The 19,776-nt window shown below is 54.3% G+C and carries 20 protein-coding genes and 1 pseudogene; 19 read left to right on the top strand and 2 right to left on the bottom strand.

Annotated elements, in window-relative coordinates; translation table 11 throughout:
* Positions 1 to 21 precede the first annotated feature (21 nt).
* Positions 22 to 1,665: a multidrug ABC transporter permease/ATP-binding protein gene (locus RYZ59_RS01155; protein WP_318044331.1), complete on the top strand. Its 1,644-nt coding sequence runs from the start codon at positions 22 to 24 to the stop codon at positions 1,663 to 1,665.
* A gap of 105 nt (positions 1,666 to 1,770) precedes the next feature.
* Positions 1,771 to 3,207, top strand: coding sequence for a magnesium transporter (gene mgtE / locus RYZ59_RS01150; RefSeq protein ID WP_137384114.1), 1,437 nt, complete (start codon positions 1,771 to 1,773; stop codon positions 3,205 to 3,207).
* Here mgtE and RYZ59_RS01145 read toward each other — a convergent pair.
* Positions 3,170 to 4,417, bottom strand: coding sequence for a SulP family inorganic anion transporter (locus RYZ59_RS01145; protein WP_318044327.1), 1,248 nt, complete (start codon positions 4,415 to 4,417; stop codon positions 3,170 to 3,172). The genes mgtE and RYZ59_RS01145 overlap by 38 nt on opposite strands.
* Positions 4,418 to 4,695: 278 nt before the next feature.
* Between RYZ59_RS01145 and mqo the strand changes: the two genes are divergently transcribed.
* Positions 4,696 to 6,357 carry a malate dehydrogenase (quinone) gene (gene mqo / locus RYZ59_RS01140; protein WP_318044325.1) on the top strand — a complete coding sequence of 554 codons (1,662 nt, stop codon included), beginning with the start codon at positions 4,696 to 4,698 and terminating at the stop codon, positions 6,355 to 6,357.
* Between the two features lie 45 nt (positions 6,358 to 6,402).
* Here the strand turns inward: mqo and eco are convergent, their stop codons facing one another.
* A complete protein-coding gene (eco, locus tag RYZ59_RS01135) occupies positions 6,403 to 6,900 on the bottom strand; it encodes a serine protease inhibitor ecotin (protein ID WP_271456637.1) in 498 nt (165 codons plus the stop codon).
* Here eco and RYZ59_RS24680 point away from each other — a divergent pair.
* The 16 genes and pseudogenes from RYZ59_RS24680 to RYZ59_RS01060 form a co-directional block, all read left to right on the top strand.
* Positions 6,882 to 6,938: pseudogene (locus RYZ59_RS24680) on the top strand (hypothetical protein); the annotation flags it as partial. The gene eco and the pseudogene RYZ59_RS24680 overlap by 19 nt on opposite strands.
* Positions 6,939 to 7,313: 375 nt before the next feature.
* Complete coding sequence (gene napF, locus RYZ59_RS01130; protein WP_318044323.1) at positions 7,314 to 7,805, top strand: ferredoxin-type protein NapF; 492 nt, start codon at positions 7,314 to 7,316, stop codon at positions 7,803 to 7,805.
* Positions 7,795 to 8,058 (top strand): chaperone NapD, encoded by a 264-nt coding sequence (napD, locus tag RYZ59_RS01125; RefSeq protein WP_137384110.1) that lies wholly within the window; start codon positions 7,795 to 7,797, stop codon positions 8,056 to 8,058. The genes napF and napD overlap by 11 nt, the downstream gene beginning before the upstream one ends.
* Complete coding sequence (napA, locus tag RYZ59_RS01120) at positions 8,055 to 10,541, top strand: nitrate reductase catalytic subunit NapA (RefSeq protein WP_271456608.1); 2,487 nt, start codon at positions 8,055 to 8,057, stop codon at positions 10,539 to 10,541. The genes napD and napA overlap by 4 nt, the downstream gene beginning before the upstream one ends.
* A gap of 6 nt (positions 10,542 to 10,547) precedes the next feature.
* Positions 10,548 to 11,243, top strand: a complete 696-nt coding sequence (napG, locus tag RYZ59_RS01115; RefSeq protein ID WP_003834629.1) for a ferredoxin-type protein NapG — start codon at positions 10,548 to 10,550, stop codon at positions 11,241 to 11,243.
* Positions 11,230 to 12,081: a quinol dehydrogenase ferredoxin subunit NapH gene (gene napH, locus RYZ59_RS01110; protein WP_318044316.1), complete on the top strand. Its 852-nt coding sequence runs from the start codon at positions 11,230 to 11,232 to the stop codon at positions 12,079 to 12,081. Before napG ends, napH begins: the two co-directional genes overlap by 14 nt.
* Before the next feature lie 132 nt (positions 12,082 to 12,213).
* A complete protein-coding gene (gene napB / locus RYZ59_RS01105) occupies positions 12,214 to 12,663 on the top strand; it encodes a nitrate reductase cytochrome c-type subunit (protein WP_318044315.1) in 450 nt (149 codons plus the stop codon).
* 156 nt (positions 12,664 to 12,819) lie between these two features.
* A complete protein-coding gene (gene napC / locus RYZ59_RS01100; RefSeq protein ID WP_005129332.1) occupies positions 12,820 to 13,422 on the top strand; it encodes a cytochrome c-type protein NapC in 603 nt (200 codons plus the stop codon).
* Between the two features lie 13 nt (positions 13,423 to 13,435).
* Complete coding sequence (gene ccmA, locus RYZ59_RS01095; RefSeq protein WP_271440147.1) at positions 13,436 to 14,053, top strand: cytochrome c biogenesis heme-transporting ATPase CcmA; 618 nt, start codon at positions 13,436 to 13,438, stop codon at positions 14,051 to 14,053.
* Positions 14,050 to 14,709, top strand: a complete 660-nt coding sequence (gene ccmB, locus RYZ59_RS01090; protein WP_005129323.1) for a heme exporter protein CcmB — start codon at positions 14,050 to 14,052, stop codon at positions 14,707 to 14,709. The genes ccmA and ccmB overlap by 4 nt, the downstream gene beginning before the upstream one ends.
* Positions 14,710 to 14,797: 88 nt before the next feature.
* Positions 14,798 to 15,535, top strand: a complete 738-nt coding sequence (locus RYZ59_RS01085; RefSeq protein ID WP_318044313.1) for a heme ABC transporter permease — start codon at positions 14,798 to 14,800, stop codon at positions 15,533 to 15,535.
* A complete protein-coding gene (gene ccmD, locus RYZ59_RS01080; protein ID WP_020996676.1) occupies positions 15,532 to 15,744 on the top strand; it encodes a heme exporter protein CcmD in 213 nt (70 codons plus the stop codon). Before RYZ59_RS01085 ends, ccmD begins: the two co-directional genes overlap by 4 nt.
* Positions 15,741 to 16,220 carry a cytochrome c maturation protein CcmE gene (gene ccmE / locus RYZ59_RS01075; protein ID WP_005129319.1) on the top strand — a complete coding sequence of 160 codons (480 nt, stop codon included), beginning with the start codon at positions 15,741 to 15,743 and terminating at the stop codon, positions 16,218 to 16,220. The genes ccmD and ccmE overlap by 4 nt, the downstream gene beginning before the upstream one ends.
* Positions 16,217 to 18,172, top strand: coding sequence for a heme lyase CcmF/NrfE family subunit (locus RYZ59_RS01070; RefSeq protein ID WP_318044309.1), 1,956 nt, complete (start codon positions 16,217 to 16,219; stop codon positions 18,170 to 18,172). Before ccmE ends, RYZ59_RS01070 begins: the two co-directional genes overlap by 4 nt.
* Entirely contained in the window at positions 18,169 to 18,726 is a 558-nt protein-coding gene (dsbE, locus tag RYZ59_RS01065) for a thiol:disulfide interchange protein DsbE (protein WP_318044307.1), read from the top strand. Before RYZ59_RS01070 ends, dsbE begins: the two co-directional genes overlap by 4 nt.
* Entirely contained in the window at positions 18,723 to 19,772 is a 1,050-nt protein-coding gene (locus RYZ59_RS01060; RefSeq protein WP_137384102.1) for a cytochrome c-type biogenesis protein CcmH, read from the top strand. The genes dsbE and RYZ59_RS01060 overlap by 4 nt, the downstream gene beginning before the upstream one ends.
* Positions 19,773 to 19,776: the final 4 nt, after the last annotated feature.

Here is a 19,776-nt window from a genome sequence, read left to right as displayed (position 1 = left end):
TTACTTGTCCGGGTTGTGTGCATGGAACTTTTACTTCTTGTCTGGCGGCAGTATCGCTGGCCATTTATGAGCGTTATGGCGCTCAGCCTCGCCAGCGCCGCGTTGGGAATTGGGCTGATTGCGTTTATCAACCAGCGCCTGATTGAAACGGTCGACACCACGCTGATGGTGCTACCGGAGTTTCTTGGCCTGCTGCTGTTACTGATGGTCGTCACCCTCGGTTCACAGCTGGCGCTCACCACGCTGGGACACCACTTTGTCTACCGTCTGCGTAGCGAATTTATCAAACGTATTCTGGACACCCACGTCGAGCGTATCGAGCAAATCGGTAGCGCCTCGTTACTGGCCGGTTTAACCAGCGATATCCGTAACATTACCATTGCCTTTGTGCGCCTGCCTGAGCTGGTACAGGGGATTATTTTGACCGTGGGGTCAGCGGCGTATCTGGCCATGTTGTCGACGAAAATGCTGCTGGTGACGGCAATCTGGATGGCAATCACCATCTGGGGCGGGTTTGTGCTGGTGGCGCGGGTGTATAAACACATGGCTACCCTGCGTGAAACCGAAGACAAGCTGTACAACGACTACCAGACGGTGCTGGAAGGGCGCAAAGAACTGACGCTCAACCGCGAGCGCGCCGAGCATATCTTTAACCAGCTGTACGTCCCGGATGCCAAAGAATACCGCCACCATATTATTCGTGCTGATACCTTCCACCTGAGCGCGGTCAACTGGTCGAATATTATGATGTTGGGCGCCATTGGCCTGGTATTCTGGATGGCCAACAGTCTGGGCTGGGCGGATACCGCGGTGGCGGCAACCTATTCGCTGACGTTGCTATTCCTGCGCACGCCGCTGCTCTCTGCCGTTGGCGCACTGCCGACGCTGCTGACGGCACAGGTGGCGTTCAACAAGCTGAATAAGTTCTCCCTGGCCCCCTTCAAGGCAGAATTCCCGCGGCCAACCGCATTTCCGGACTGGCAAACGCTGGAGTTGCGTGATGTGGTTTTCCATTATCAGGATAATGCGTTTTCCGTTGGGCCAGTGAATCTGACCATCCGTCGTGGTGAACTGATCTTCCTGATTGGCGGTAATGGCAGCGGTAAATCCACGCTGGCGATGTTGCTGACCGGGTTGTACCAGCCGCAGTCTGGTGAGATTTTACTGGATGGCAAGGCGGTTGCTGTCGAAAAACCGGAGGACTACCGTAAGCTGTTCTCGGCAGTGTTTACCGACGTCTGGTTGTTTGACAAATTGCTGGGACCCGAAGGCAGAGACGCTTCTCCGGCGCTGGTCGCGAAGTGGCTGGAACATCTGCAAATGGCGCACAAGCTGGAGCTGAACGACGGGCGCATTCTCAACCTGAAGCTGTCGAAAGGGCAGAAAAAGCGTGTGGCGCTGTTGCTGGCCTTAGCAGAGGAGCGCGACATCATTCTGCTGGATGAATGGGCCGCCGATCAGGACCCGCATTTCCGGCGTGAATTCTACCAGGTATTGTTGCCGCTGATGCAGGAGATGGGCAAAACTATTTTCGCCATTAGCCATGACGATCATTACTTTATTCATGCAGACCGTTTGCTGGAAATGCGTAATGGGCAATTGAGTGAACTGCTGGGCGATGAGCGTGATGCAGCCTCACGTGATGCGGTGGCTCGCACAGCATGATCCCATATGCCGCCGGTTTTTTATCCAGCCGGCGGCCTCGTTTATTGTTATTTACATAATTCGGCATCATGATTGATGATATTTCATATCATGGATTTATGATTGATGTCCGTAATAAACAAAAACAGCGCCAGGTTACGTGACGAGGAACGTGCTCGTCTTATCTGGCTACTGACCACTGATAAAGCCATCATTTCAACATTATTGGGTAAGCTTACCCTGGCTGAGCAATATGACGTCGGTACGTTAGCCGACGATATTGCTGAGGTAGGGGCACTGGTGGCGCATCTGCCGCCACCTGATCTGGCCGATACCCTCGAAGCACTGCCCTCCGAAGAGCGTCACGCCCTGTGGCGACTGGTCGAAAGTGAAAAACGCGGCAACGTCCTGCTTGAAGCATCAGAAAATGTGTGGGATGACCTGATCGACGAGATGAGCGACCGCGAGCTCCTGGATGCGCTGCAATATCTCGACATCGACGAACAAATTTATCTGGTACAGCATTTACCCCGTAACCTTACCGGTCGACTGCTGGCATCACTGCCTGCTGAAGAGCGGGCGCGCGTCCGTCAGGTGCTGCACTACGAGAAGAATCGCGTCGGCGCGATCATGGAGTTCGAAGTCATCACCGTGCGTCCGGACGTGACGCTGGAAGTGGTGCAACGCTACCTGCGGCGGCTGGGGAAAATGCCGGAGAACACCGATAAACTTTTCGTGACCGATCGCAATAAAGTACTGGTGGGTGAACTGACGCTAACCTGTATTTTGCTCAATGACGTGCAGCGTAAAGTCAGCGAAGTGATGGAGGATGATCCGCTGACATTTTCTCCGGAAGATATCGCCGAGAACGCTGCGCGTACGTTTGAACGTGACAACCTGGTCAGTGCTGCGGTGGTTGATCCCTCAGGCAAACTGATGGGACGCTTAACCATCGATGAGATCGTTGATGTGGTTTACGAAGAAACCGATACCGATCTGCGTCGAATGGGGGGCTTAAGTGCCGAAGAGGACGTATTTGCTCCGGTCACTAAAGCGGTAAAAACCCGTTGGGCGTGGCTGGCAATTAATCTCTGTACCGCCTTTATCGCCTCGCGGGTAATCGACGGTTTCGAGCACACCATTTCACAGCTGGTGGCACTGGCCTCGCTGATGCCGATAGTGGCGGGTATCGGCGGCAATACCGGGAATCAAACTATCACTATGATCGTCCGCGCGCTGGCGCTGCAAAATATTCAGCCGGGGAACCTGACGTTTCTCATCCTGCGCGAGATGGGCGTGGCGCTAATCAACGGCCTCGTGTGGGGCGGGATTATGGGCGGTATTACGTGGTGGTTGTACGATGATATGGCGCTCGGCGGTGTGATGACCCTGGCGATGATGCTCAATCTGCTGATGGCGGCGTTGATGGGGGTTATCATTCCGATGACGATGGTGAAGCTCGGACGCGATCCGGCGGTCGGCTCCAGCGTCATGATTACCGCTATCACCGACACCGGCGGATTCTTTATTTTTCTGGGTCTGGCGACGCTGTTTTTGATGTAGACGCCCGTTTCCCTCTGACGATGCGCGGCAGTATCAACATCGTAACCACGCCGGCAACCACGCCAATCGCCAGGTTGCCGGTAGAGACTGTCGCGGCGACGGTAACCAACATTGCCAGCGTTTCGGCGACCGGCATGTTGGCTAGCGTCGTGGGTCGGATGCTGTGCCAGCTAAACGTTTTTACCGCCACAATCACCATAATTCCCGCCAGTACTGACATCGGTATCTTTGCCATCACCTCGATGAGTGCGGTGACCAGCAGCAACAGCACCAGCCCGGCGGCAAACGTCGAGACGCGGCTGCGTCCTTTACCCATCTCAACGTTGACAATCGTTTGACCGATCATCGCGCATCCGGCAATACCACCATAAAATCCGGCAAGAATATTGGCTACGCCCAGTCCAGTGCTTTCACGGTTTTTATTTGACGGGGTGACCGTCAGGTCGTCAACCAGACGGGCGGTTAACAATGACTCCATCAACCCAACAAAAGCGATGCTCAGCGCGCAGGGCCAGATAATGGCTAACGTTTGCAGGTTGAGTGGTACGAGTAACTGCGTCAAGCCCGGCAGACTGCCGCTCATTGAACCTTCGTCACCGACGGTCGGTAACAGTTGCCCGCTGGTGACAGTGAACACGGTCAGCAGCACGATGGCGATAAGCGGCGCGGGGATTGTTTTAATAAACCGCGGAACCCACAGCACAATCAGCAGCGTCAGGACGAACAGCCCCCAGATTAACGGGCTTTTCCCCCAGAAGTGCGGAACCTGAGCAAAGAAAATCAAAATACCCAGCGCGTTGACAAAACCGGTCATCACTGCCGTGGGGATGAACCGCATCAAACGTGCCATGCCTAACACGCCAAACAGGATCTGAATAATCCCGGCCAGCACTACCGCTGGCAGGATGTATTGCACGCCGTGTTGATGCACCATCGGGCCAATGACTAATGCAACCGATCCTGCAGCGGCGGTAACCATTGCCGGACGCCCACCTAAAAAGGACATCGCCAGGCACAGTACGACCGAGGCTATCAGGCTGACTTTAGGGTCTACGCCGGCGATAACTGAAAACGAAATCACTTCCGGGATCAGCGCCAGGGCGGTTACCACACCAGCCAGCGTTTCACGAACCAACAGGCGGGGTTGGCGTAACACGGTGCGGGTGGTGTGTTCTGCCACCGCGGCAGGGGAAGAGTGTGTTGCAGACATAGTTACTCTCAGGTCAGAAAAGGCCTGATGACAGCAGACCGACAGGCATCCGTGCGGTGAATAGCAAAGCGCAGCATAGTACCCGTCTGACGGGGAGGTTTCCAGAAATGATTGTCAATAACCGTATAAAGAATCAACGTATTAATAACATTTTTAAAATTTAAATATAATTTATAAACAATATTTAATTATTTTTACTTAAGTGTTACCGTTGTTACCGCTCGATTTTCACCTGCACTAAAAGCAAAAAGCGATACTAAAAGTAAGGCATTAACATTATGAAAAAAGTGACTGCCATGCTCTTCACCATGGCCGTAGGGCTGAATGTTGTCTCGATGGCAGCAAAAGCGAAAGCGGCGGAAGAGCAGGAAACGGATGTACTGTTGATTGGCGGCGGCATCATGAGCGCCACACTGGGAACCTATTTACAGGAGCTGGAGCCGCAATGGTCAATGACCATGGTAGAGCGACTGGATGGCGTTGCTCAGGAGAGTTCAAACGGCTGGAACAACGCCGGAACAGGCCACTCCGCACTTATGGAACTGAACTACACGCCTAAAAAGGCTGACGGTAGCATCAGTATTGAAAAGGCAGTCGAAATTAACGAAGCCTTCCAGATTTCCCGCCAGTTCTGGGCGTATCAGGTCAACAACGGCGTGATGCATGAACCCCGCTCGTTTATCACCACGGTTCCCCATATGAGCTTTGTCTGGGGCGACGAGAACGTAAATTTCCTGCGTGCCCGTTACACGGCACTCCAGCAAAGCACTCTGTTCCGCGGTATGCGCTACTCTGAAGATCACGCGCAGATTAAAGAATGGGCGCCTCTGGTTATGGAAGGTCGCGATCCGAAACAAAAAGTTGCGGCAACGCGTACCGAGATTGGTACTGACGTGAACTACGGTGAAATTACGCGCCAGCTGATTGCATCGTTGCAGAAAAAGCCTAATTTTGCGCTGCAACTGAGCACCGAAGTTCGCGGCTTTAAGCGTAACGCGGATAATAGCTGGACCGTCACGGTTGCTGATCTGAAAAACAACGAAGCGGAACACGATATCAAGGCGAAGTTTGTCTTTATCGGTGCCGGTGGTGCAGCACTGAAACTGCTGCAGGAAACCGATATCCCGGAAGCGAAAGGCTATGCCGGATTCCCGGTGGGTGGTCAGTTCCTGGTGGCGGAAAACCCTGATGTGGTCAATCGTCACCTGGCGAAAGTGTACGGTCAGGCCTCCGTTGGCGCGCCGCCGATGTCCGTACCGCATATCGATACCCGTATCCTTGATGGCAAGCGCGTGGTGCTGTTTGGGCCGTTCGCAACTTTCTCCACTAAATTCCTGAAAAATGGCTCCTTGTGGGATCTGCTCAGTTCTACAACCACGTCCAACTTTATGCCAATGGTGAATGTGGGTCTGGATAACTTCGATCTGGTCAAATATCTGGTAAGCCAGGTGATGCTCAGCGACGACGATCGTTTTGCTGCTTTGCAGGAGTACTATCCCGAGGCGAAGAAAGAAGACTGGCGTTTGTGGCAAGCGGGCCAGCGCGTGCAGATCATCAAAAGCGATGCTGAGAAGGGCGGCGTTCTGCGTCTGGGAACCGAAGTGGTCAGCGATAAAGAGGGAACCATTGCTGCGCTACTGGGCGCATCACCGGGGGCATCAACCGCGGCACCGATCATGCTGCATCTGATGGAAAAAGTGTTTAAAGATAAAGTTGCCAGTCCGCAATGGCAGGCGAAGCTGAAAACGATTATTCCGTCTTATGGCACCAAGCTGAACGGCAACGTTGAAGCTACGGAGCAAGAGCTGCAATACACCAGTGAGGTTCTGGGTCTTAAATATGACAAGCCGCAGGTTGCTGATGAAGCGCCGAAACCACAGCTGAAACCTCAGGCACAACCGCAGCCTGAGCAGAAAGCCGTGGCGGATATCGCGCTGTAAAAAAAAGGCCGGATGGCGGTACGCCGCCATCCGGCACATTCTCACTTAGCGCGCGACGGCGTCCTGAATCTTATCTTCTGCTTTCCAGATGCGGTATTTCACCTCCACGTTTTCCGGGGTGTAGACCACAATCGGTAATTTGCTGTTGTAACGCAGCATACCGTCTTCACCCAGATACGCGGTGATGAATTTCTTCTCTTTCTTACCGTCCGGGCAGGCCATCATGGTTGAAACCGGAGAGGTGACTTTGTCGAATACATAGTAGTCATAACCCCAACCTTCCAGCGTTTTGCTGTCCAGTTCTCCGCCAAGGCGATGTTTGTTGCAATCAACTTCCAGCGTTTGTCCGATCAGCAGTTCTACTTTCAGAGTAGATTCATCTTTCTCAGGAGTAAGCTGAATAACCTGACGCTTCATTCCCTTGTCCGCTTTAGGATAAGGGGCGACTTTTTCCAGCGGCTGAGCGCTGGCATCGGTGGTTGTCGCCCACGTAGTGGTGCTGGCGAAGGCGGCAAAGAGTACGGCAGGGACAATTGTCTTCATCTTATTGTTCACAGTGTTTCCTTTCTTCTGTCTTATGAACGTATCCAGGGCAGGTTAGCATATTCATATCGTCTATTAATCTAAATTTACTTATATTTTAAGTGCATTAATTAAAGGTTTGGAATTTGTGTAGCGATAAATGCCAGGAATTATCTGAATTATGAGATTATTCTCTGTTTCATGCTTTCGTTATATAATTCATTACATAACTCATTGAAATGTGAGCAAAAGCGCACTTTTCCCCGCCAACTCAACACTCTTTTGATCCGGCAACAGCATTTACCCCAATTGGGGTATGCACCTCTAACACATCCTGAAATATCTTACGGTTAAAAATAACTACTCATAAATAGTGCGTTTTTTATTGTCGTTCACCCCGCCGAGGGAGAGCGTCATTATGGAAGGACAATGTCATGGTTGATTTATCCCGTCGAGGCATGTTGACAGGCAGTTGGCGTAAAGCCAGCAGTGGGATTCGTCCGCCGTGGAGCAGGGAAGACTCACATTTTCTGGCTCATTGCCTCCGTTGTGACGCCTGCATCCAGGCGTGTGAAACCGATATCCTGCAGCGAGGCCAGGGTGGTTATCCAAGCGTAAATTTCAAACACGGCGAATGCAGCTTTTGTTACGCCTGCGCAGAGGCCTGTCCCGAATCACTTTTTCTTCCGCGCCACACCAGGGCATGGGATCTGAATTTTTCGATCGGTGACAACTGTCTCGCGCATCAGTCCGTTGAATGCCATCGCTGTCAGGATAGCTGTGAACCCATGGCCATTACCTTTCGTCCCACGCTGTCCGGTATTTATCAGCCGCAGCTCGACAATCAGGCATGTAACGGATGCGGCGCGTGTGTCGCTATCTGTCCGGTATCAGCCATTAATGCGGAGTACAACCATGGACACTAACTGGCAGGTCTGCAGCCTGGTCGTTCAGGCCAAAAGTCAGCACATCAGCGATATCGCCACGCAGTTACGTTCGTTTGCGGGTTGCGACGTTGCACTCAGCGATGTGGAAAGCGGTCAGCTGATTGTGGTGGTCGAAGCTGAGCATAGTGAAACGCTAATGAAAACAATTGAGTCAGTGCGCAACGTTGCGGGCGTGCTGGCGGTGTCGCTGGTTTATCACCAGCAGGATGAGCAAGGTGAGGAAACACCATGAAACTCAGTCGTCGTAGCTTTATGAAAGCTAACGCCGTTGCGGCCGCTGCGGCGGCTGCCGGGTTAAGCGTGCCGGGCGTTGCCCGTGCGGTAGTCGGTCAGCAAGAAGCGATCAAATGGGACAAAGCCCCGTGCCGATTCTGTGGTACGGGTTGTGGCGTATTGGTAGGAACCCAGCAAGGACGAGTTGTGGCATGTCAGGGCGATCCTGATGCGCCGGTTAACCGTGGCCTTAACTGCATTAAAGGTTATTTCCTGCCGAAAATCATGTACGGAAAAGACCGTTTAACGCAGCCGATGCTGCGCATGAAAGACGGCAAGTATCACAAAGAAGGCGAATTCACCCCGATTAGCTGGGACCAGGCCTTTGATGTGATGGAAGAGAAGTTTAAAGCCTCTCTGAAAGAGAAAGGGCCGGATGCTATTGGTATGTTCGGCTCTGGCCAGTGGACGATTTGGGAAGGTTATGCCGCTGCCAAATTGTTTAAAGCGGGTTTCCGTTCCAATAACATCGACCCGAACGCACGTCACTGCATGGCGTCAGCGGTAGTCGGTTTTATGCGTACCTTTGGTATGGATGAGCCGATGGGCTGCTATGACGATATCGAGCATGCGGATGCTTTCGTCCTGTGGGGCGCAAATATGGCGGAAATGCACCCGATCCTGTGGTCGCGCATTACCAACCGTCGTCTGTCCGATCCTAACGTCAACGTCGCCGTTCTCTCCACCTTCCAGCATCGTAGCTTTGAGCTGGCGGATAACGGCATCGTCTTTACGCCGCAAAGCGACCTGGTGATCCTCAACTACATCGCAAACTATATCATTCAAAACAATGCGATAAACCAGGACTTCTTTAGCAAGCATGTTAACCTGCGTAAAGGGGCGACGGATATCGGCTACGGTTTACGTCCTACCCATCCGCTGGAAAAAGCGGCGAAAAACCCCGGTTCTGACGCCTCTGAACCGATCAGCTTTGAAGAGTACAAAGCGTTTGTTGCGGAATATACGCTGGATAAAACCGCAGAAATGACCGGCGTGCCAAAAGATCAGTTGGAACAGCTGGCACAGCTGTATGCCGATCCGAAGAAGAAAGTTATCTCCTACTGGACGATGGGCTTTAACCAGCATACCCGTGGCGTATGGGCAAACAATCTGGTCTATAACCTGCACCTGCTGACCGGTAAAATTTCTCAGCCAGGCTGCGGCCCATTCTCGCTGACGGGTCAGCCTTCCGCTTGTGGTACCGCGCGTGAAGTCGGGACCTTCTCTCACCGTCTGCCTGCGGACATGGTGGTGACGAACGAGAAACACCGCGATATCTGTGAAAAACACTGGAACATTCCGGCGGGGACCATTCCGGCGAAAATCGGCCTGCATGCTGTGGCACAGGACCGCGCACTGAAAGATGGCAAGCTCAATGTCTACTGGGTGATGTGTAACAACAACATGCAGGCTGGGCCGAACATCAACGAAGAGCGTATGCCTGGCTGGCGCGATCCGCGCAACTTTATCATCGTTTCCGATCCGTACCCGACGGTCAGTGCTCTGGCGGCCGACCTGATCCTGCCAACAGCGATGTGGGTAGAGAAAGAAGGGGCTTACGGTAACGCCGAGCGCCGTACTCAGTTCTGGCGCCAGCAGATTAAAGCACCGGGTGAAGCGAAATCTGACCTGTGGCAAATGGTGCAGTTTGCCCGCCGATTCAAAACGGAAGACGTCTGGCCGGAGGAACTGCTGGCGAAGAAACCCGAGCTGCGCGGTAAGACGTTGTATGACGTGCTGTTCGCCACGCCAGCGGTAACGAAATTCCCGGTCAGCGAACTGGCTGAAGATCAACTCAACGATGAATCTCGCGAACTCGGTTTCTACCTGCAAAAAGGCCTATTCGAAGAGTATGCCTGGTTTGGTCGCGGACACGGACACGATCTTGCACCGTTCGATGATTACCACAAGGCGCGCGGGTTACGCTGGCCGGTGGTCGACGGTAAGGAGACTCAGTGGCGCTACAGCGAAGGCAACGATCCGTACGTGAAGGCGGGTGAAAGCTACAAGTTCTACGGCAAACCGGATGGGAAAGCCGTCATCTTCGCACTGCCATTTGAACCGGCGGCTGAAGCACCGGATAAAGAATATGACCTGTGGCTGTCTACCGGACGTGTGCTGGAACACTGGCATACCGGCAGTATGACGCGTCGTGTGCCTGAACTGCACCGTGCTTTCCCGGAGGCGGTACTGTTTATCCATCCGCTGGACGCGAAAGCGCGCGATCTGCGCCGTGGTGACAAGGTCAAAGTGGTTTCCCGTCGTGGTGAAGTGATTTCGATTGTTGAAACACGCGGTCGTAACCGTCCGCCGCAGGGGCTGGTGTACATGCCGTTCTTCGACGCCGCACAGCTGGTGAACAACCTGACGCTGGATGCGACGGATCCGCTCTCCAAAGAGACGGATTTCAAGAAGTGCGCCGTGAAACTGGCGAAGGTGTAACGCGTTATGTCCCGGTCAGCAAAACCCCAAAATGGCCGCCGCCGCTTTCTGCGCGATATGGTTCGCGCAGCGGGCGGGCTGGCTGTCGTTGGCGTGGCGCTGGGGTTGCAACAACAAACCGCACGCGCAACCGGCGTGCGGTTGCGCCCGCCAGGTGCACTGAGCGAGGAGGCATTCGCCAGCGCCTGCGTACGTTGCGGTCAGTGCGTTCAGGCGTGTCCGTATGACACGCTGAAACTGGCAACGTTGGCCTCCGGGCTGGCGGCCGGAACACCCTATTTTGTCGCTCGCGACATCCCCTGCGAGATGTGTGAAGACATTCCGTGCGCCAAAGTTTGCCCCAGCGGCGCGTTGGACAGGGAGATCGAGTCTATTGACGATTCACGCATGGGGCTGGCGGTGTTGTTGGATCACGAGAACTGCCTTAACTATCAGGGATTGCGTTGCGACGTTTGCTATCGCGAGTGCCCGAAAATCGATGAGGCCATCACCCTGGAGCTGGACCGCAACATGCGTACCGGTAAGCATGCGCGGTTTATTCCTACCGTGCATAGCGATGCCTGTACTGGCTGCGGTAAATGCGAAAAAGTCTGCGTACTGGAACAGCCAGCAATAAAAGTGTTACCGCTGTCGCTGGCGAAAGGGGAGTTGGGGCACCATTACCGCTTCGGTTGGCTGGAGGGGAACAATGGCAAATCGTAAACGTGATGCGGGGCGTGAAGCACAAGCGAAAAAAGGTTGGTGGCGGAGCCATCGCTGGCTGGTGTTGCGTCGTCTGAGTCAGTTCCTGGTTCTGGCAATGTTTCTCAGCGGTCCGTGGCTGGGCGTGTGGGTGCTGCATGGTAATTACAGCAGCAGCCTGTTGCTGGATACCATTCCGTTAACCGATCCGCTGATCACCCTGCAAAGCCTGGCCAGCGGGCACTTGCCAGCAACAGTCGCGTTAACAGGGGCCGCCATTATTACGGTGTTGTATGCCCTTGCAGGTAAGCGACTGTTTTGTAGTTGGGTCTGCCCGATGAATCCGGTTACTGATTTGGCGAGCTGGCTGCGCAGAAGATTTGACCTGAATCAGTCTGCAACTTTGCCGCGCCATATACGGTACGTCCTGCTGGTGGTTATCCTGGTCGGTTCTGCCCTGACAGGGACGCTGCTATGGGAATGGATAAATCCGGTCTCTTTGCTGGGACGTAGCCTGGTAATGGGCTTTGGCAGCGGGGCGCTGCTTATTCTTGCACTGTTTTTATTTGATTTACTGGTTGTTGAGCATGGCTGGTGCGGACATCTCTGCCCCCTGGGTGCGCTGTATGGCGTATTGGGTAGTAAAGGTGCATTAACCGTATCGGCAAAAGAACGTCAGAGATGTAACCGCTGTATGGATTGTTTTCATGTTTGCCCGGAACCGCATGTGCTACGTGCGCCGGTGCTGGATGAGCAAAGTCCGGTGCAGGTAACCAGCCGCGATTGCATGGCCTGCGGTCGCTGTGTGGATGTCTGTTCTGAGGATGTTTTTACAATAACGATACACAAAATCATTTGAGATGCATCGCGGCGGCAAGTGAGGAAATCCCCGGGAGCATAGTAACTATGTGACTGGGGTTTCGGAGCGCAGCCAACAAAGAGGCAGCTTAAAGGATGAAGTGTAAATGCGATGGAGTTCGGGAGCTAAACAATGAAAAGCCATGACCTGATTAAGACGCTGTGTCAATGGACGGCCCTGCTTGCCCTGGTCGTCAGTGGGGCTGTTTGGGCTGCAAATGGAGTGGATCTGAGTCAGTCACCGGAAGTCTCGGGAACACAGGAAGGGGCGATTCGCATGCCGAAAGAGCAGGAGCGTATGCCGCTGAATTATGTGAATCAGCCACCAATGGTTCCGCACAGTGTTGACGGCTACCAGGTGACGACCAATACCAACCGTTGCCTGCAGTGTCACGGTGTTGAAAGCTACCGCACCACCGGTGCACCGCGTATCAGCCCGACGCACTTTATGGACAGCAACGGCAAGGTACTGGCTGAAGTCGCTCCGCGTCGTTACTTCTGCCTGCAGTGTCATGTCCCGCAGGCTGATGCGGCACCGATTGTTGAAAATACCTTTACCCCCTCGAAAGGTTACGGGAAATGAGAGCCTGTCCCATTAGGCTATTTTATTTGCCATTTCGGACCAGGGCAGTGCTCACAGTCCTCACGTACTGTAAGTACGCTCCGGTTGTTCCGCGCTGTCCGTATCCAAACTGGCTGCAACAATTTACGCCTACTGGAATAGGCTCGGGAGGTCATTATGGAAAATTCTAACCGTAAACCAGGCTGGATTAAGCGCGTCTGGCAATGGTGGCGTCGCCCCAGCCGTCTGGCGCTCGGCACGCTGTTGTTAATCGGCTTTGTGGGCGGCATTATTTTCTGGGGCGGCTTTAATACCGGTATGGAAAAGGCCAATACTGAAGAGTTCTGCATTAGCTGTCACGAAATGCGCAACACGGTATACCAGGAATATATGGAAACCGTACACTACAACAACCGCAGCGGTGTGCGCGCGACTTGCCCTGATTGCCACGTCCCTCATGAGTGGGGTCCGAAAATGATCCGCAAAATCAAGGCCAGCAAGGAGCTGTACGCGAAAGCACTGGGGTTGATAGATACACCGCAAAAATTTGAAGACCACCGTTTATCGATGGCGCAAAATGAATGGCGGCGTATGAAAGACAATAATTCGCAAGAGTGTCGGAACTGTCACAACTTCGAGTTTATGGATTTAACCGCCCAGAAAGGCGTAGCGGCTAAAATGCATGACCAGGCCGTGAAAGAAGGGCAAACCTGTATTGACTGTCATAAAGGGATAGCCCACAAACTGCCTGATATGCGCGAAGTCAAACCGGGCTTTTAACAGGATGTAAATAATCAGGATGCTTGAGGCCAGAGAACTGCTCTGCGAGCGAGATGACAGAATACTGTTTAGCGATCTGTCATTTCGCGTCAATGCAGGGGAATGGGTACAAATTACCGGGAGTAATGGCGCAGGGAAAACCACCCTGCTGCGGTTGCTTACCGGGCTGGCTCGTCCTGACGCCGGAGAGGTTTGCTGGCAAGGGAAAGCGCTGCACCAGGTGCGGGACAGCTACCATCAGGAACTACTGTGGATCGGACATCAGCCGGGGATAAAAACCCGGCTTTCGGCGTTGGAGAATCTGCGGTTTTTTCATCACGATGGCGATTGTCTGGCGGCGCTGGCGCAGGCAGGACTCGCCGGATATGAAGATATTCCTGTTAATCAACTCTCCGCCGGACAACAGCGGCGCGTAGCACTGGCTCGCCTCTGGCTGACCCGCGCGCGACTGTGGATCCTCGATGAACCCTTTACGGCAATTGATGTGCACGGCGTTGAGCGACTGACTCAGCGCATGGCACAGCATACAGAGCAGGGTGGTATTGTGATCCTTACCACGCACCAGCCTCTGGGTGTTGAGACCGATAAAGTGCGACGTATTGCGCTGACCAGCGAGAGGGCCGCGCAATGATGTGGCAAATCTTCCGTTTAGAACTGCGGGTTGCGTTCCGTCATAGTGCAGAGATCGCCAATCCGTTATGGTTTTTCCTGATCGTCATAACCCTGTTCCCGCTCAGCATAGGGCCGGAGCCACAGCTGCTGGCGCGTATTGCACCGGGCATTATCTGGGTTGCCGCATTGCTGGCCTCATTACTGGCGCTGGAACGTTTATTCCGGGATGACTTACAGGATGGCAGCCTCGAACAATTGATGCTGCTGCCATTGCCGCTACCGGCCGTGGTGCTGGCGAAGGTGATGGCGCACTGGGTGGTAACCGGTTTGCCGCTGCTGATCCTCTCGCCGCTGGTGGCATTGCTGCTGGGAATGGATATGTATGGTTGGCAAATTATGGCACTGACGTTGCTGCTTGGAACGCCGACGCTGGGTTTCCTCGGCGCGCCTGGCGTGGGGCTGACGGTGGGGTTAAAACGCGGTGGCGTGCTGTTGAGCGTGCTGGTACTCCCGTTAACCATTCCCTTACTGATTTTTGCGACCGCTGCGATGGACGCCGCCTCGATGCACTTACCCGTTGAAGGGTATATGGCGATTCTTGGCGCTCTACTGGTAGGAAGCGCCACATTAAGTCCCTTTGCGACGGCGGCGGCGTTACGTATCAGCGTGCAATAGCGCAGATATGACTTGTGGGCCGGACATGGCGAAGCCGCCCTCCGGTAAAACGGAAATTTACTAATTTATTGAGTCTGGTGACTGAACTATGTGGAAAACACTTCATCAACTGGCGATGCCCCCACGTCTCTATCAGATCTGTGGCTGGTTTATCCCATGGCTGGCGATTGCCAGCGCAGTGGTACTGGTAACAGGATGGGTTTGGGGATTTGGCTTCGCGCCAGCGGATTATCAGCAGGGGCAGAGCTATCGCATCATCTATCTGCACGTCCCGGCGGCAATCTGGTCGATGGGTATTTATGCGTCGATGGCGGTTGCCGCATTTATCGGCCTGGTCTGGCAGATGAAAATGGCCAATCTGGCGCTGGCAGCGATGGCGCCGATTGGCGCAGTGTTTACCTTTATTGCACTGGTGACGGGCTCTGCATGGGGAAAACCAATGTGGGGAACCTGGTGGGTCTGGGATGCCCGACTCACTTCTGAGCTGGTGCTGTTGTTTCTCTATGTTGGTGCCATTGCGCTGTGGCATGCCTTTGATGATCGCCGCATGGCGGGACGGGCAGCCGGTATTCTGGTACTGATTGGCGTCGTGAACTTACCGATTATCCACTATTCGGTCGAGTGGTGGAATACGTTGCACCAGGGGTCGACCCGCATGCAGCAGAGTATTGATCCGGCGATGCGTACGCCGCTGCGCCTGGCGATCGTCGGTTATCTGTTACTGTTTGTCACGCTGGCGCTGATGCGCATGCGTAACCTGATTTTGATGATGGAAAAACGCCGCCCATGTGTGAGCGAACTGATCTTAAAAAGAGGCCGCCAATGACCCCTGCATTTGCATCATGGAGTGATTTTTTCGCGATGGGCGGCTACGCCTTGTATGTCTGGCTGGCTGTGGCCATGAGCGTTATCCCGCTGGTGGTGCTGGTGCTGCATTCTGCACTACAGCATCGCGCAATCTTACGCGGCGTGGCGCAGCAGCGGGCGAGAGAAGCGCGCATGCGTGCGGCGCAAGTGCAACGGGAGGCGGCGTGAATATTCGACGTAAAAATCGGTTATGGATAGCCTGCGCGGTACTGGCGGGCCTGGCATTGACCATCACGCTGGTGCTCTACGCATTGCGTTCCAATATCGATTTATTCTATACGCCGGGAGAAATACTCTACGGCAAGCGCGAAACTCAGCAGATGCCGGAAGTCGGTCAACGCCTGCGCGTTGGCGGTATGGTTATGCCGGGTAGTGTGAAGCGTGACCCGCAGTCGCTGAAAGTTAACTTCAGCATCTATGACGCCGAAGGCGTGGTGGATGTGACCTACGAAGGTATCCTGCCGGATCTGTTCCGTGAAGGGCAGGGCGTCGTTGTTCAGGGGGAACTGGATCAGGGAAATCATGTGCAGGCCAAAGAGGTTCTTGCCAAACATGATGAAAATTACACCCCGCCGGAGGTCGAAAAGGCGATGCAGGAAAACCACCGTCGCCCGGAAAGTGTTTATAAGGATAAAACGTCATGATGCCTGAAATTGGCAATGGGCTACTGTGTCTGGCACTCGGCGTTGCACTGTTGCTGTCGGTTTATCCGCTGTGGGGTGTTGCGCGTGGCGATGTCCGGATGATGGCCTCTGCGCGACCCTTTGCCTGGGTGTTGTTTATCTGTGTGATGGGTGCGTTTCTGGTGCTGGTAAACGCATTTGTGGTCAATGACTTTACCGTGACCTATGTCGCCAGCAACTCCAATACGCAACTTCCGTTCTGGTATCGCGTCGCCGCGACGTGGGGCGCGCATGAAGGCTCATTGTTGCTGTGGGTGTTGCTGATGAGCGGCTGGACGTTCGCTGTGGCGCTGTTCAGCCAGAGGATGCCGCTGGATATCGTCGCACGCGTACTGGCGGTGATGGGCATGGTCAGCGTCGGCTTCCTGCTGTTTATTCTGTTTACCTCCAATCCGTTTTCCCGCACGCTGCCGGATTTCCCGATAGAAGGGCGTGACCTTAATCCGTTGTTGCAGGATCCGGGGCTGATCTTCCATCCGCCATTACTGTATATGGGCTATGTCGGTTTCTCTGTGGCTTTTGCTTTTGCCATTGCCGCACTGATGAGCGGGCGTCTGGATAGCACCTTTGCCCGTTTTTCGCGTCCGTGGACGCTGGCGGCATGGGTGTTTTTGACGCTGGGTATTGTGCTCGGCTCTGCGTGGGCATACTACGAACTGGGCTGGGGCGGTTGGTGGTTCTGGGACCCGGTAGAGAACGCTTCGTTTATGCCGTGGCTGGTGGGGACTGCGCTGATGCACTCGCTGTCAGTGACCGAACAACGCGCCAGCTTTAAAGCCTGGACGTTACTGCTGTCAATCTGCGCCTTCTCGCTATGTTTGCTGGGGACGTTCCTGGTGCGTTCGGGGGTACTGGTGTCGGTGCACGCCTTCGCCTCTGACCCGTCGCGCGGGATGTTCATTCTTGCCTTTATGGTACTGGTTATCGGCGGTTCCCTGCTGCTGTTTGCGGTGCGCGGTCACAAGGTTCGCTCACGGGTGAATAACGCGCTATGGTCGCGTGAATCGCTGCTGTTAGGGAACAATGTTCTGTTGATTGCAGCGATGCTGGTGGTGCTGCTGGGCACACTGTTACCGTTGGTGCACAAACAGCTGGGGCTGGGCAGTATTTCGATTGGCGAGCCGTTCTTCAATACTATGTTTACCTGGCTGATGGCGCCGTTCGCACTGCTGCTGGGGATTGGGCCACTGGTGCGTTGGGGACGTGACCGACCGCGTAAGCTGAAAACGCTACTGCTTGTCGCGTTTGTTACCACGCTGGTACTGTCCGTGCTGCTGCCGTGGCTGTTTGAAGATCGCATTGCCGCGATGACGGTCGTGGGTATGGCAATGGCATGCTGGATATTTGTGTTGGCGATGTCCGAGGCGTTCCTGCGTATTTCGCGTGGCACGAAGCTGACGCCGAGCTACTGGGGCATGGTGTCGGGCCACGTTGGGCTGGCGATAACTATTGTCGGTATTGCCTTTAGCCAGAACTACAGCGTTGAACGTGATGTGCGCATGAAGGCGGGCGATAGCGTCAGTATCCATGATTATCAGTTCACTTTCCGCGAAGTAAAAGATATTACCGGACCTAACTACCGGGGGGGCGTGGCCGTGATTGGTGTGACCCGTGACGGCAAGCCGGAAGCGACGCTGCATGCGGAAAAACGCTTTTACAACAGCACCAGTTCAATGATGACCGAAGCGGCGATCGATGGCGGACTGACGCGTGACCTGTATGCGGCATTAGGCGAAGAGCTGGACAACGGCGCGTGGGCAGTGCGTCTGTACTATAAACCGTTTATTCGCTGGATTTGGGCCGGAGGGTTGCTGATGGCGCTGGGCGGATTGTTCTGCCTGTTTGATCCACGCTATCGCCAGCGCACGCGTCCTCGTGCTGCTGCGCAAAAAAACGCGCCGGAGGCTGTATGAAGCGCAATGCATTGTTAATCCCATTTATTATTTTTCTCATTATTGCAGCGGCGCTGCTGTGGCAACTGGCACGTAACGCACAGGGAGACGACCCGACGAATCTGGAATCGGCATTAATCGGTAAACCGGTGCCGACGTTCCGTCTGGAGTCGCTGGAAAATCCGGGCCAGCATTACCAGGCTGATGTATTGACGCAGGGGAAACCGGTGCTGCTAAACGTCTGGGCGACCTGGTGTCCGACCTGTCGCGCTGAGCACCAGTATCTGAACCAGCTGTCGGTACAAGGCGTGCGGGTCGTTGGGTTGAACTATAAAGACGATCGTCAAAAAGCCATCGTCTGGCTGAAAGAGCTGGGCAATCCGTATGCCTTAAGTCTGTTTGACGGCGACGGTATGCTGGGTCTGGATCTGGGGGTGTACGGTGCGCCGGAAACGTTCCTGATCGACGGTAAAGGCATTATTCGTTATCGCCATGCCGGTGATTTAAACGCCAGGGTATGGGAGAGCGAGCTCAAACCATTGTGGGATAAATACAGTAAGGAGGCTGCGCAATGAGGTTCTTTCTGGGCCTGCTGATGCTGGTTATCTCGGGATCGGCGCTGGCCACTATCGACGTGATGCAGTTCAAAGATGAGGCGCAGGAACAGCAGTTCCGTCAGCTCACTGAACAGTTACGCTGTCCCAAGTGTCAGAACAACAGCATTGCTGATTCTAACTCAATGATTGCCACCGATCTGCGTCAGAAGGTTTACGAACTGATGCAGGAAGGGAAAAGCCAGAAAGAAATTGTCGATTACATGGTGGCGCGTTACGGCAACTTCGTGACTTACGATCCGCCGTTGACACCGCTGACCGTGCTGTTGTGGGTGATGCCCGTTGTGGCAATTGGTCTGGGGGGCTGGATTATTTTTGCCCGTTCACGCCGTCGCGTACGAGTGAAGCAGGAAGAATTTCCTGATGAGATTACCCCCGACGGCAAACGCGGTGGATTAGGACTCTTTATACCCGGCGTTATCGTGGCGCTGGTGGTGGGCGCGGTGAGCTATTACCAAACCGGCAGCTATAAGCAGGTTAAGGTCTGGCAGCAGGCGACTGCACAGGCTCCGGCGTTGCTGGAGCGAGCGTTAGATCCAAAGGCTGAACCGCTGAATGAAGAGGATATGGCGCGTCTGGCGTTGGGATTACGTACCCGGCTGCAAACCGATGCCGGAAACGTTGAAGGCTGGATTATGCTTGGGCGCGTAGGCATGGTTCTCGGTAATGCCAGTACGGCGACTGAGGCGTATGCCAATGCCTACCGACTGGATCCTAAAAATAGCGATGCCGCGTTGGGTTATGCTGAAGCGTTGACCCGTTCTTCCGATCCAGATGATAACCGTCGCGGTGGGGAGTTGTTACGTCAATTGGTCAGGGGCGAACATGCGAATGTGCGCGTACTGAGCATGTACGCGTTTAACGCTTTCGAACAGCAGCGCTTCGGTGAGGCGGTTGCGGCGTGGGAGATGATGCTGAAATTATTGCCCGCCAATGATACCCGTCGGGCGGTAATTGAGCGCAGCATCAAACAGGCGATGGAACAGCTGGCACCGCAGGAGAAATAAGCGT

The organism is Citrobacter sp. HN-141 (assembly GCF_033341895.1).
Taxonomy (GTDB): domain Bacteria; phylum Pseudomonadota; class Gammaproteobacteria; order Enterobacterales; family Enterobacteriaceae; genus Citrobacter.
Note: the sequence above shows the minus strand (reverse complement) of the source record. Positions and strands in the feature narration are given on the sequence as shown.

Excerpts from the sequence above, each read along its gene's own strand:
- napD (WP_137384110.1), top strand. The coding sequence starts at position 7,795 with ATGGACACTAACTGGCAGGTCTGCAGCCTGGTCGTTCAGGCCAAAAGT.
- napH (WP_318044316.1), top strand. The coding sequence starts at position 11,230 with ATGGCAAATCGTAAACGTGATGCGGGGCGTGAAGCACAAGCGAAAAAA.
- napF (WP_318044323.1), top strand. The coding sequence starts at position 7,314 with ATGGTTGATTTATCCCGTCGAGGCATGTTGACAGGCAGTTGGCGTAAA.
- mqo (WP_318044325.1), top strand. The coding sequence starts at position 4,696 with ATGAAAAAAGTGACTGCCATGCTCTTCACCATGGCCGTAGGGCTGAAT.
- ccmB (WP_005129323.1), top strand. The coding sequence starts at position 14,050 with ATGATGTGGCAAATCTTCCGTTTAGAACTGCGGGTTGCGTTCCGTCAT.
- napB (WP_318044315.1), top strand. The coding sequence starts at position 12,214 with ATGAAAAGCCATGACCTGATTAAGACGCTGTGTCAATGGACGGCCCTG.
- mgtE (WP_137384114.1), top strand. The coding sequence starts at position 1,771 with ATGTCCGTAATAAACAAAAACAGCGCCAGGTTACGTGACGAGGAACGT.
- eco (WP_271456637.1), bottom strand. The coding sequence starts at position 6,900 with ATGAAGACAATTGTCCCTGCCGTACTCTTTGCCGCCTTCGCCAGCACC.
- ccmD (WP_020996676.1), top strand. The coding sequence starts at position 15,532 with ATGACCCCTGCATTTGCATCATGGAGTGATTTTTTCGCGATGGGCGGC.
- RYZ59_RS01060 (WP_137384102.1), top strand. The coding sequence starts at position 18,723 with ATGAGGTTCTTTCTGGGCCTGCTGATGCTGGTTATCTCGGGATCGGCG.
- napG (WP_003834629.1), top strand. The coding sequence starts at position 10,548 with ATGTCCCGGTCAGCAAAACCCCAAAATGGCCGCCGCCGCTTTCTGCGC.
- napA (WP_271456608.1), top strand. The coding sequence starts at position 8,055 with ATGAAACTCAGTCGTCGTAGCTTTATGAAAGCTAACGCCGTTGCGGCC.
- napC (WP_005129332.1), top strand. The coding sequence starts at position 12,820 with ATGGAAAATTCTAACCGTAAACCAGGCTGGATTAAGCGCGTCTGGCAA.
- RYZ59_RS01145 (WP_318044327.1), bottom strand. The coding sequence starts at position 4,417 with ATGTCTGCAACACACTCTTCCCCTGCCGCGGTGGCAGAACACACCACC.
- RYZ59_RS01155 (WP_318044331.1), top strand. The coding sequence starts at position 22 with ATGGAACTTTTACTTCTTGTCTGGCGGCAGTATCGCTGGCCATTTATG.
- RYZ59_RS01085 (WP_318044313.1), top strand. The coding sequence starts at position 14,798 with ATGTGGAAAACACTTCATCAACTGGCGATGCCCCCACGTCTCTATCAG.
- RYZ59_RS01070 (WP_318044309.1), top strand. The coding sequence starts at position 16,217 with ATGATGCCTGAAATTGGCAATGGGCTACTGTGTCTGGCACTCGGCGTT.
- dsbE (WP_318044307.1), top strand. The coding sequence starts at position 18,169 with ATGAAGCGCAATGCATTGTTAATCCCATTTATTATTTTTCTCATTATT.